5 protein-coding genes are annotated in these 12,575 nt (G+C 61.0%); 2 read left to right on the top strand and 3 right to left on the bottom strand.

The features are described from left to right. Positions 1–121 precede the first annotated feature (121 nt). The 3 genes from ngg to mnmC all read right to left on the bottom strand — a co-directional run bounded on the left by ngg (position 122) and on the right by mnmC (position 5,778). Positions 122–1,867, bottom strand: coding sequence for an N-acetylglutaminylglutamine synthetase (gene ngg, locus E4P01_RS03830; protein ID WP_216091883.1), 1,746 nt, complete (start codon positions 1,865–1,867; stop codon positions 122–124). Between the two features lie 3 nt (positions 1,868–1,870). Continuing rightward, complete coding sequence (locus tag E4P01_RS03825; protein ID WP_216091882.1) at positions 1,871–3,643, bottom strand: N-acetylglutaminylglutamine amidotransferase; 1,773 nt, start codon at positions 3,641–3,643, stop codon at positions 1,871–1,873. 134 nt (positions 3,644–3,777) lie between these two features. Then, positions 3,778–5,778: a bifunctional tRNA (5-methylaminomethyl-2-thiouridine)(34)-methyltransferase MnmD/FAD-dependent 5-carboxymethylaminomethyl-2-thiouridine(34) oxidoreductase MnmC gene (mnmC, locus tag E4P01_RS03820; protein WP_216091881.1), complete on the bottom strand. Its 2,001-nt coding sequence runs from the start codon at positions 5,776–5,778 to the stop codon at positions 3,778–3,780. Between the two features lie 212 nt (positions 5,779–5,990). On the opposite strand from mnmC, the gene E4P01_RS03815 reads away from it, so the two are divergent. Both E4P01_RS03815 and pap read left to right on the top strand, forming a co-directional pair. Beyond that, a complete protein-coding gene (locus tag E4P01_RS03815; protein WP_216091880.1) occupies positions 5,991–10,826 on the top strand; it encodes an NEL-type E3 ubiquitin ligase domain-containing protein in 4,836 nt (1,611 codons plus the stop codon). 101 nt (positions 10,827–10,927) lie between these two features. Then, positions 10,928–12,442, top strand: a complete 1,515-nt coding sequence (gene pap, locus E4P01_RS03810) for a polyphosphate:AMP phosphotransferase (RefSeq protein WP_078821923.1) — start codon at positions 10,928–10,930, stop codon at positions 12,440–12,442. The last annotated feature ends 133 nt before the right edge of the window (positions 12,443–12,575 follow it).

Below are 12,575 nucleotides of genomic sequence, written 5' to 3'. Positions count from 1 at the left end.
GAGATTCGTTGCCAGTGCCGGCCTCATCGGGGGCAAGCCCCCTCCCACCCTTGATGTGTGAACACAGGAAAATGTGGGAGGGGGCTTGCCCCCGATAGCGGTTTCACATTCAACACAAGCCTCAAGCGGCCGGTTGACTGTGTGGAAACAACAAATCCACAAACTTCTCTGCAGTCGGTTGCGGTTCATGGTTGGCCAGCCCGGCCCGTTCGTTGGCTTCGATAAACACGTACTCCGGTTGGTCGGCCGCCGGCACCATCAGGTCCAGGCCGACCATGGGAATATCCAGGGCACGGGCGGCGCGCACGGCGGCGTCCACCAGCGTCGGGTGCAGGATGGCGGTGACGTCTTCCAGACAACCGCCGGTATGCAGGTTGGCAGTTCGCCGCACGGCCAGGGTCAGGCCCCGGGGCAGGATGCTGTCGTAGTCGTAGCCGGCGGCCTTGAGCGTGCGCTCGGTCTCGCCGTCCAGGGGGATCTTGCTTTCGCCATCGGTGGCGGCCTGACGACGTCGGCTTTGCGCTTGGATCAATGCACGAATCGAATGCTGACCGTCGCCGATCACTTCGGCGGGGCGGCGAATCGCGGCGGCGACTACGTCGAAACCGATCACCAGGATGCGCAGGTCCAGGCCCTCGTGAAAGCTTTCGAGCAGTACGCGGCTGTCGAACTGGCGTGCCGTTTCGATGGCTTGCTGCACCTCCTCGATCGTTCGCAGGTCCACCGCCACGCCCTGGCCTTGTTCGCCATCCAACGGCTTGACCACCACTCGCTGGTGCTCGTCCAGAAACTCCAGGTTGTCGTCGGCACTGCCTGCCAACTGCTGCGCAGGCAACTTCAGGCCAGCGGCCTTGAGCACCTTGTGGGTCAGGCTCTTGTCCTGGCAAAGGGTCATGCTGATGGCGCTGGTCAAATCGCTCAGTGACTCGCGGCACCGCACGCGGCGCCCGCCGTGGCTGAGGGTGAACAGCCCGGCATCGGCGTCATCCACCTGCACATCGATACCGCGCCGATGGGCTTCTTCGACAATGATTCGTGCATACGGATTGAACCCCGCCTGCGGCCCCGGGCCGAGAAACAGCGGCTGGTTGATGCCGTTCTTGTGCTTGATCGCAAAGGTGGTCAGTGCGCGAAAACCCAGCTTGGCGTAAAGGCTCTTGGCCTGGCGGTTATCGTGCAGCACCGACAGGTCCAGGTAGCTCAAGCCACGGCTCATGAAGTGTTCCACCAGGTGGCGCACCAGCACTTCACCCACGCCTGGGCGGGTGCACTGTGGGTCTACCGCCAGGCACCACAGGCTGCAACCGTTTTCCGGGTCGTGAAAGGCTTTCTGATGGTTGAGGCCCATCACGCTGCCGATCACGGCGCCGCTGTCTTCGTCTTCCGCCAGCCAATACACCGGGCCGCCTTGATGGCGCGGTGTGAGGCGTTCGACGTCGACGGGCAACATGCCGCGGCCCTGATACAGCAAGTTGACGGCGTGCCAGTCGGCTTCGCTCTGTACCCGACGGATCCGAAAACCGCGAAACACACGGGTGGCGGGGCGGTAGTCACTGAACCACAGGCGCAAGGTGTCTGACGGGTCGAGGAATAACTGCTGCGGGTCGATCCCGAGGATTTGCTGGGGCGCGGCCACATACAGGGCGATATCACGTTCGCCGGGCTGTTCGTTGAGCAGCTCCAGGGCGAGGCTGGCAGGGTCGGGAAACGTATGCCCGATCAACAAGCGCCCCCAACCGCAATGCACGGCAATCGGTTCGGGGCCTTGCGGGCTGCCGTCTTCGGCAAGCCGGGCCTGCAGGCGCTCGTAGGTCGGCGCCTGGCCTTTGATCAAGCGTTGGCTATACGCCGCGGCGTTAGGTTTCATGGATCAGATTCCTTGTTCGCTGAGCCACAGGTTCAGCGCCGCCAGTTGCCACAGCTTGGAGCCGCGCAATGGGGTCAGTTGACCCTGAGGGTCCGTCAGCAGGCGATCGAGCATGGCCGGGTTGAACAGGCCACGGTCCTGGCTCGGGTCCAGCAGCAACTCGCGCACCCAGTTCAGGGTGTCGCCTTGTAAATGCTTGAGGCCGGGGACCGGGAAGTAGCCTTTTTTACGGTCGATGACCTCGCTGGGGATCACCCGGCGCGCGGCCTCTTTGAGCACCTGTTTGCCGCCATCGGGCAATTTGAATTTGCCCGGTACGCGAGCCGAGAGTTCCACCAGGCGGTAGTCGAGGAACGGTGTCCGGGCTTCCAGGCCCCAGGCCATGGTCATGTTGTCGACGCGTTTGACTGGGTCGTCCACCAGCATCACCGTGCTGTCCAGGCGCAGGGCCTTGTCTACGGCGGCTTCCGCGCCCGGCATGGCAAAATGTTCGCGCACAAAGTCGCCGGCAGCGTCGTTGGCGGTCAGCCATTTCGGTGCGACGGTGGCCGCGTAGTCATCGTAGCTGCGGTCGAAAAACGCCTCGCGGTACGCGGCATACGGGTCGCTTGCGCCATCCACCTGCGGGTACCAGTGGTAACCGGCGAACAATTCGTCCGCGCCCTGGCCGCTCTGCACCACCTTGCAATGCTTGGCGACTTCCCGCGACAACAGGTAGAACGCGATGCAGTCATGGCTGACCATCGGCTCGCTCATGGCGCGGAACGCCGCCGGCAGTTGCTCGATGATCTCGCTTTCGGCGATGCGCAGTTGGTGATGGCGAGTTCCGTAATGCTTGGCGATCAGGTCCGAGTACTGGAATTCGTCGCCGCGCTCGCCACCGGCGTCTTCAAAACCGATGGAGAACGTGGACAGGTCCTGCACACCGACTTCACGCAGCAGGCCGACGAGCATGCTCGAGTCGACGCCACCGGAGAGCAGCACGCCCACATCCACGGCGGCGCGTTGGCGGATGGCCACGGCTTCGCGGGTGCTGTCGAGCACGCGGTCGGTCCAGTCTTCCAGCGTCAGGTGTTTTTCATCCTCATGGGGCCCGTACGGCAGGGTCCACCAGGTTTTCTGTTCGGCCTTGCCGCTTGCGTCGATGCGCATCCAGCTGGCGGGCGGCAGCTTTTCAATGCCCGCCAACAGCGTGCGCGGCGCGGGGACCACGGCGTGGAAATTCAGATAGTGGTTGAGAGCGACCGGATCGAGGATCGGGTTGATGTCGCCGCCCCTGAGCAACGCCGGTAACGCCGAGGCAAAACGCAGGCGCTGGCCGGTGCGCGACAGGTACAAAGGTTTTACGCCCAAGCGGTCACGGGCGATGAACAGACGTTGGGCGTCACGTTCCCAAATGGCGAAGGCAAACATGCCGTTGAGCTTGGGCAGCAGTGCTTCGCCCCAGGCGTGGTAGCCCTTGAGCAGCACTTCGGTATCACCGCCGGAATAGAAGGCGTAGCCCAGGGCTTCCAGCTCTTCTCGTAGTTCCGGGAAGTTATAGATCGCGCCATTGAACGCCAGGGACAACCCCAGTTGGGCGTCAACCATCGGCTGCGCGGAGCCGTCCGACAGGTCCATGATTTTCAGGCGGCGGTGGCCCAGGGCAATCGGCCCTTGGGCGTGGAAGCCCCATGCGTCGGGGCCACGGGGGGCGAGGTGATGAGTGATGCGTTCTACGGCTGCCAGGTCGGCAGGTTGATGATCAAAGCGTAACTCGCCAGCTAATCCACACATAAGTTCCTTACCGGTTTTTCCGTTGGGGAGGGGTCAATACTCAATACGCCAAACGGCGCGTACCCAGAAACTGACCCAGTGCTATGCGTGGAGTTTTAGACCGATAAGTTATAAGGCAGATGGCCGCCTAGCCATCAATCCCGCTCTTTACGGGCTGCGGCCTGGCCTCGAACCAGAGCGCGCAGGGTAAACCGGTTGGGGTGGCAAGCCGCGGCCACGCTGGCCGGTACCGGCAGCGGTTCGCCATTCAGCCAGGCGGCCAGGAGTTCGCCGCACAGTGGTGCGGTGATCAGGCCGCGGGAGCCATGGCCACTGTTGAGGTACAGCCCGGGCAGCCAGGGGCACGGCGTATCCGGTACTTGCCGGGCGTCTTTGCCCAGCACGGCATAAGCCTGCTGGAACGCTTCATGGTCGGCCAGCGGCCCGACGATCGGCATGTAATCGGGGCTGGTGCAGCGAAACGCAGCACGCCCTTCCAACTGTTCGGCCGCCAGGCGGTCGGCGCCCAGGCGCTGCAGCAGGTCTGTGGAGATCTCGCGCAGCATCTCCAGGTTGCCGGTGTGTTCAGCGAGCGTGGGTGTGAGGTCTTGGTTGTTGAAGTCAAAACTGGCGCCCAGGGTATGTTCACCAAGGCGGGCTGGTGCGACGTAACCCTCGGCACAGACCACAGTAGTAAGGGCCTCACTGGCTGGGGTTTGTGCGAGCCGGGTGATCTGCCCGCGAATACGCTTGAGCGGCATGTCTGCGCTCAAGGGGAAACGCTTGATCTCGGCCGCCCCGGCGAGCACCACCACGCTGGCGCTGGCCAGCACGCGATCGCCTGCGCGGGCATGCCACTGGTCGTCTCGCCGGTCCAGCTCAAGCGCCTCATGGTGGCTGAGCACCTCAATCAGCGGATGCGTCGCCTGCCACTGGCACAGTGCGGGTGGATGTACCCAGCCGCCCTCGGGGAAAAACAGGCCGCCGTGGGCCAGTTGGATTCCAGCCTGTTGTTGCGCCTGCTCGCGGTCGAGCAGGTGCAGCAGGCTCGGTGCGAAGGCGTCGGCGAGTTGGGCCTGGCGCTGGCCTTCCTTGGCGTCGAACGCCAGTTGCAACACACCACAGCCATCCCAATCCACGCCACGGTGCAAGTGCTCCAGCAGGCGGCGGGTGTGGCCGAAACCGCTGAGTATCAGTTGGGACAATGCGGTGCCATGGGCCGACAGCTTGAGGTACAGCACGCCCTGAGGGTTGCCCGAGGCTTCCTGCGCCAGGCCGGCATGGCGTTCCAGCAAGCTGACGCGCCAACCACGGGCGGCCAGGCTGGCAGCCGTTGCGCAACCGGCCAGGCCACCGCCAATAACCATGGCGTGGCGTTCACCGTCGATGGCTGGGGGGCGAGCGAACCAGGGTTTGCTTTTTGCGGGCGGCGGCGTCTCGTCGGGCCAGCCGAGAAACTCTCCACGCAGGATCTCCCACTTATGCCCGATGCCCGGCGTGCGCTTCATCTTGAAGCCCGCGGCGTTGATCAGGCGCCGTACCCAGCCGGTGCTGGTAAAGGTGCTGATGGTCGAGCCCGGAGCGGCCAGGCGCGCCAGTTCAGCGAACAGTTCGGCGGTCCACATATCGGGGTTTTTCGCCGGGGCGAAACCGTCCAGAAACCAGGCGTCGATCTGCGCATCCAGTTGCGGCAATTGCTCCAGAGCATCGCCGATCAACAGGGTCAGGACCACGCGGCCGTTATCCAGTACCAGGCGTTGGAAGCCTTGGTGAATGGCGATGTATTGCGCCAAGAGTTGTTCGGCCAAGGGTTGCAGTTCAGGCCAGAGGGCGAGGGCGCGTTGCAGGTCGGCATGGCTCAGCGGATATTTTTCCACGCTGACAAAGTGCAGGCGCGCGCCGGCCGGTGCGTGTTGCTCAAACAATTGCCAGGCGCAGAGAAAATTCAAACCCGTGCCGAAGCCGGTTTCGCCGATCACCAGCCGCCCGCCCGCTGGCAAGCCAGCAAAGCGCTCCTGCAAGCGGTTCTGCTCCAGGAACACATAGCGGGTTTCTGCAAGGCCCGACTGGTCGGAGAAGTACACGTCGTCGAACACCCGCGAATGCGGGCGACCTTGGTCATCCCAGTCGAGCTGGGCGTGGGTGATGGGGGTCATGGGCGGCTCATAGACATACAGCAGGCAAAGACAAGGCGGCCATTCTAGCCGATCGCGGCGCGCAGGGCCGATTCCAGGTGGTAGCCCCATAGGTTTTGCATGGAAATAGCTGCTGCGTCCGGCCTGCAATCCATCAACTATCAGCGTTAATTCTGTGCAAGTTGCTGCGGTATCGTAATAGCTTGATTTATAGGCAATAAAGGACATTGCTGATGCGCCCGCAGGACGATTTGAACAGCAAACTGAACCAATTGACCCAGCGGCAACTGCAATCCGCCTTACTGGAAATGACGGGTGATTTGGACAAGGCCCAGGTGTTGCAAAAGCAACTGCCGGGCTGGATGGTCAACGCACCGCCTGGCGTGTTGGACGCACTGACCAGGGATGCCGCACGGGTTGCAGATGCCCAGGCAGTTGTCGCCGAGCAATTGAAGCCTTTGCAAGCACTGGATGAGTTTTGCAGTGAGCGGCTCAAGGCTTACTGTCAGACCCGATGGCAACTGACCGTGGAGCCGAAAAAAGATCTTTTGGTGCGTGCTGTAAACGAGTACGAGAAAGAAGTCTTGCCATTGAAATATGTGAAAACGGTGAGGCTGGTTCAGGACAGTCTCCTGCATGTGGCGATGCAGAATTTTTCCGAGGATGAAGTGCGAGCGCAGCACTTTCCGACGGGCTCGCTGCTGCGCTTGGGGGCTGCCGCTCGCGGGGTCATTGGCATAACCCCCCTGGAGTTTGCACAGGGGTGCCGTGCCCTGGATCTGGGTGGCCTGTATCAGCAGCACATCAGTGAAGTATTCAAGCTGGGGAGTGATCAGCCCAACCTCAATGATGTCGCAACCGATATCGGCCAGATGAAAACCCTGGATATGAAAATCGACGCCCACATTGCCCTGATGCGCGCAGATATTTCCCAAGGTGTCTACGAGGTGTTGTGCAAATTGTTGGACCGCAAGCTGACAGCGTCTCAGGCTCAGGCGGCAGGGATTTTGTTTGAATGGCGCCCCGTCACTTGGCAATGGCTGAATGTACAGGGCAGTTGCCTGTGGAGCATCCTGGTGTTCTCCGGCCGCTCGGTTGCGCAATACCCGCAAGAACCCTGTGTGGTGTACATGCCCAATGAGCCGGAGCGGCCATTGTTTGAGTATTCCTCGTTTGATGACTTTCAGGTCTACCTCAAGGGCAAGCTTGAAGTGCCGGCTTATCGTAGTTTCTTTACCCGGTACCTGAGCCAGGATGACCGGGTCGGCTTCTTCAGCCATTTCGATCAATCCCGTACCTTGGGGGCGCTGGAGGCAAACCCCATTACGGTTAGCCTGGCGGGGCATTTTTTCGCAACTTACGCCGCCAAACTCCAAGCCGACGCGCGGACCCTGGCGGTACCGGTGGCCGACGTGGATGAGGTGGCCCGCGAGCAGCGCTTGCAAGCGTACCTGGATGCCGGTTTGACAGTGCTCAACCTCGCCGGGTTTGTTGTGCCGGAGTTGGGACTATTGATGACTGGCGTGGCGGTGGGCCAGATGCTCGGCGAGCTGTATGAGGGCATTGAGGACTGGCGCCGTGGCGATAAAGAAGAGGCGTTCAAGCAGTTGGCAGCGGTAGCGCAAAACATCACCTCGATGGTGCTGTTCGCGGCGGGGAGCAAGGTTGTCGGTTCGGCGATGAAACGCAGCGGTCTTAACCTGGATAACTTTTTTCGCCAGTTTGAAGTGGTACGCCCCACAGATGGCAATCTGCGGCTGTGGCGGGCAAATGTCACGCCGTACTTCCATGATCAGCGTCTTGTCGACGACGAGGTTGCGGACGCTACGGGAATTTACAAAGTCGGAGGGCATTCATACGTCAAGGTCAATGATTGCGTACATCGGGTTGCGTTTGACTCGAAACTGGATCGATGGCGGGCCAGTCACCCGCTGCGGCAGACGGCTTATCGCCCGCTGTTGCTGCACAACGGCGAAGGACGCTGGCGTTTTGCGTTCGAAACGCCTGACGAATGGGAGGATCAGGAGTATCTCTTTTCACGCCTGAACCCGGCAGGCCCAGGTGCTTCGCTGCATCCCAGGAAACTTGTGCAGATCAAGGCCATTATGGATATGCCCCATGAATGGGGCGTCTATCAGGCCGAAGAGTGCCTGCCCTTTCCCGCACGTTTTCGTGATTTGTATGAGCGTTTCAAGCTGGACCAGTCCATTCGTGATCTGATCTGGCAGTTGGAAAGCGGTGCGTCCCCCAGTGTAGAAAACTTGACCTTGCAGATGCATGCCCTGCCCTTGTTAGACGGGTGGCCGGTGGGGCGCTATTTTGAGGTGCTGGATGCACAGGGCCGCGTCAAGGCGCGTTACCCCACCGGTGGGCCGTTTGACAATGCAGGCCTGCGTTTGACGCTCACTGAGCAGATGCTTCGTGAGGGCAAAGTGTTTGATGTGCTGTTGTCCGAGCTGGACGAGGCACAAAAAATCGGCCTGCTTGGAGAGGGGGTTGCTGCTGATCAGGAGCGCGGCGTATTGGAGCGTCGGTTGCTCGCACACCTCAAGGCTGACTGCAGGCCGTTGTTCGAGCAGTTGTATCAGGCCCATGACGGACCTGTACCGCCCGAATGGGCGTTGCTCAGGCGTACTTATCCGCAACTGCCCTGTACGCTGATGCGCGAATTGATGGCCCAGACCTCAACGGTGCAGCGCGAGACCCTGCGCGATAATCAACGTATCCCCATGGCATTGGCCGAGTCGGTCCAGCGTGCTCTCGGGGAGCAACGCCTGGACCGCGCCCTGATGGGGTTTGAGCAGCCTGAGCTGGCCAGCCTGGATACGGCGCGTGTGGCAGTCAGGTCCATGCCGCATTTATCAGGGTGGGGCAGGGAGGTGCGGCTTGAGTTGCGCCAGGGTTCGTCACAAGGTGATTTATTGGTTCTGGGCGCGAGCAATGGCGCCGGTGCGCGACGAATAGTGGTCAGCTCGGACGCTGGGTTTGCAACGTTCGACGACAACGGCCTGAGTCTAGGTGGGCCTTACTCCGGACCGGACGGCTTGTTTCAGGCGATTGAGTGCGCGCTGACCGACAGTCAGCGCGTAGCAATGGGGTTGCCGCTCAACGAGGCCAACAATCTCTGGCGCCTGCGCTACATGAGCGCTTCCCAGGCCAAGGGGGAACGGGAGGTGGCCGCCGAGGCTTTTTCCAGCAGGGGCAGCGAGCCGGTGCTGGACGCGATGCCCTGTGAAATGGCTGATTCGCCGACGGGGCCATTGGCGCACCCTCGCGCGCTGGTGCGCAAGGTGAAGCGTTTGTACCCCTTGTTCAGCACTGCACAAGTGTCTTCGCTGCTGATGGCCTTGGGTGCTGACCATCTTTCCCGGGCCAGGGCGGTAAAGCGTTTGAAGGCAGAGCTTACTCATCTGCGAGCGCTGCTCAAACACTGGAAGACCGATACCCAGGGCATGGATAAACAGCCGGGCCTGAGTGACATTCGTACCAGCCGCGAGCAGGTGGCTGAGCGCATTGAAGCTTGTTGGCGGCGTCAAAGCTTTGCTCTGGATGAACATCAGATGTCGGTTGCCAGTTTGAACCTGGACGGAATGCGCGTCGGATCGTTGCCGACGCTGCCTGCCGACATTCGTTTCGACCATGTCCGTCAGGTGTCACTCAAGAACATGCGATTGGGCGATGACGTCGCGTATTTCCTCAAGTGTTTCAAAGGCATTCGGCATCTGGCGCTGGACCGTAACCGCCTGACGCGCTTGCCGGAAATATTCTCGCGGATGCTCGACCTCGAAAGCTTGTCGATGCCCCATAACCGTCTTGCACTGACCGAGTATACCCAGCTGAAACTGGCTGATCTGAATACGCTGCGCCTGCTGGACCTGAGCCATAACCCACTGGATAAGCTGGTGGATGTCAGCAGGATGCGTGACTTGCACACGCTGTTGCTGCGGGACAGCAGACTCGTCGACCTGCCGTCGGGCATCGGGCGGTTGGCCCACTTGGAGCAGGTGGATCTGCGCGATAACCTGATCACCGTGCTGCCCGAGTGGTTGTTCACGGTGCCGCGCATTTTCAGCCAGTCGATCGACTTGGGCGGCAATCCGCTATCCGACACGACAGTAGAGGCACTCGAGCGTTACCGCGCTGACGTGGGTATTGGTATGGGGTATGTAGACGACGATCAGCCTCGTATGAGCGAACTGAAGGCCAGGGCGCGGTGGTTGCCGGACGAGGTGGCCGCCCGCGATGCCAACAAGCGTAGCGTCTGGGCCAACCTGCGGGATGATCCGGAGTCGACAGAGTTGTTCCTGTTGCTGGCTGAATTGACCAGTGCTGCTGACAGTCGCCGTGTGCGCGAGGATATGACGCAACGTGTCTGGGACGTATTGCAGGCGACCCATGACAATGTCGGGCTGCGCGAGCAGGTCTTCCAACTGGCAGCCCATCCGACTGGTTGTGAGGATGGGGCGGCGCAGATGTTCAGCCAGATTGAGGTTCTCAAGGAAGTCGAGAAGGCAACGCTGCAGGCGGGTCGTGCACAGAGCAACTCCGGGGCGCTGTTGAACTTGAGTCGAGGTTTGTTTCGCCTCAGCGAGCTGGAGAAAATTGCGGCGACATACGCGGTTGAAAAAGCCTCCTCGGATCCGCTGGAAATCAACCTGGCATTTCGGATCGGGTTGGCCAAGGACCTGCAACTGCCGGGGCAGCCGAAACATATGGTCTATGACTCGTTTTTCGAGGTGCCCAGCAGCGATTTGGCGATGGCGCAAGCCCAGGTGCGAACAGCTGAGCTGTCGCCTGCCTTCTTGCGTTTTATTACCCAGTTGACGTTCTGGAAAACCCATCTCAAACAGCAGTTTCCTGCTGAGTTCCTATCGGTGACTGAGCCCTTCGATACGCAGCAGCAAACACTTTTTGAGAATCGCCAGGACCTTACTGACGGGGAGTATTTCAAAAAAATGGAAGCCCTGCGCGCACCGCGACGGCAGGCAATAACCGCAGTGATGGAGCGCCTGACACAGCAGATGTTGAAGCATCAGGACCTGGGCCTATGTCACGTTCCTGGGTATTAACCGTAGCCGCGGTGATTGATCCACGGCAAGCCGAGTGAAATTCCTTGCCTGCCGTGGTGCCCAATCCGCTAGTCTTGAGCCATCTTGAAACGGAGCTGCCCATGTTCGAATCCGCCGAAATCGGTCACGCCATCGACAAAGACACCTATGACGCCGAAGTGCCGGCCCTGCGTGAAGCCTTGTTGGAGGTGCAGTACGAGTTGCAGCAGCAGAAGCGCTTCCCGGTGATCATCCTGATCAATGGCATCGAAGGCGCGGGCAAGGGCGAAACCGTCAAGCTGCTCAATGAATGGATGGACCCGCGCCTGATCGAAGTGCGCACCTTCGACCAGCAGACCGACGAAGAACTGGCGCGCCCGCCGGCCTGGCGCTATTGGCGGCAACTGCCGGCCAAGGGTCGCATGGGCATCTTTTTCGGTAACTGGTACAGCCAGATGCTGCAAGGCCGGGTGCATGGGCAGATCAAGGATGCGCGCCTGGACCAGGCCATCGCCGGCGCCGAACGTCTGGAAAAAATGCTCTGCGATGAAGGTGCGCTGATCTTCAAGTTCTGGTTCCACCTGTCCAAAAAACAGATGAAGGCGCGCCTCAAGGCCCTGGCCGACGACCCGCTGCACAGCTGGCGCATCAGCCCGCTGGATTGGCAGCAGTCCGAGACCTACGACAAGTTCGTGCATTTCGGTGAGCGTGTGCTGCGCCGCACCAGCCGCGATTACGCGCCGTGGCATGTGATCGAAGGCGTCGACCCCCATTACCGTGGGCTGACCGTGGGCAAGATCCTGCTGGATGGACTGCAAAGTGCCTTGAAACAGGCCAAGGTCAAGGCCAGCGGCATGAACCCGGCGCCGTTGCTTGCCTCGGTTGACCAGAAGAGCCTGCTCGACAGCCTGGACATGACCCTGCGCCTGGACAAGGACGATTACGAAGAACAGCTGATCACCGAGCAGGCGCGCTTCTCTGGTCTGATGCGCGACAAACGCATGCGCAAACACGCGCTGGTGAGCGTATTCGAAGGCAACGACGCAGCCGGCAAGGGCGGGGCGATCCGTCGTGTGGCGGCAGCACTGGACCCGCGCCAGTACCACATCGTGCCGATTGCCGCGCCCAGTGAAGACGAACGCGCCCAGCCTTATCTATGGCGGTTCTGGCAGAAGATCCCGGCGCGTGGCATGTTCACCGTGTTCGACCGCTCCTGGTACGGCCGCGTGCTGGTGGAACGCATCGAAGGCTTTTGCACCCCGGCGGACTGGATGCGCGCCTATGGCGAGATCAATGACTTCGAAGAGCAATTGCGCGATGCGAGGGTGATCGTGGTCAAGTTCTGGCTGGCCATCGACAAGGACACCCAACTGGAGCGCTTCCAGGCCCGCGAGGAAATCCCGTTCAAGCGCTTCAAGATCACTGAAGATGATTGGCGCAACCGCGACAAATGGGACGACTACCGCGCGGCGGTGGGCGACATGGTTGATCGCACCAGCACCGAGGTGGCGCCCTGGACCCTGGTAGAAGCCAATGACAAGCGCTGGGCGCGGGTCAAGGTGTTGCGCACCATCAACCGGGCGCTGGAGGATGCGTTCGCTAAAACCGATAAGCACGACAAAAAGAAAAAGAAATAGCCTGCACCCGGCTCGGTCCAAATGTGGGAGGGGGCTTGCTCCCGATGGCGGTGAGTCAGTCACAGATGTGCTGACTGACACTCCCTCATCGGGCCACAGCTCACTAGTTGTCTGCTCTAGCTCTTAACTGACT

This window comes from Pseudomonas sp. NCIMB 10586, assembly GCF_023127895.1.
In the GTDB taxonomy this organism is placed as follows: Bacteria; Pseudomonadota; Gammaproteobacteria; order Pseudomonadales; family Pseudomonadaceae; genus Aquipseudomonas; species Aquipseudomonas synxantha_A.
The sequence above is the reverse complement of the archived record's forward strand: the minus strand, read 5'-3'. Positions and strand labels throughout refer to the sequence as shown.

What these genes read in the sequence shown, in the direction of transcription:
- ngg (WP_216091883.1), bottom strand. Translation starts at nt 1,867, where the DNA reads ATGAAACCTAACGCCGCGGCGTATAGCCAACGCTTGATCAAAGGCCAG.
- E4P01_RS03825 (WP_216091882.1), bottom strand. Translation starts at nt 3,643, where the DNA reads ATGTGTGGATTAGCTGGCGAGTTACGCTTTGATCATCAACCTGCCGAC.
- mnmC (WP_216091881.1), bottom strand. Translation starts at nt 5,778, where the DNA reads ATGACCCCCATCACCCACGCCCAGCTCGACTGGGATGACCAAGGTCGC.
- E4P01_RS03815 (WP_216091880.1), top strand. Translation starts at nt 5,991, where the DNA reads ATGCGCCCGCAGGACGATTTGAACAGCAAACTGAACCAATTGACCCAG.
- pap (WP_078821923.1), top strand. Translation starts at nt 10,928, where the DNA reads ATGTTCGAATCCGCCGAAATCGGTCACGCCATCGACAAAGACACCTAT.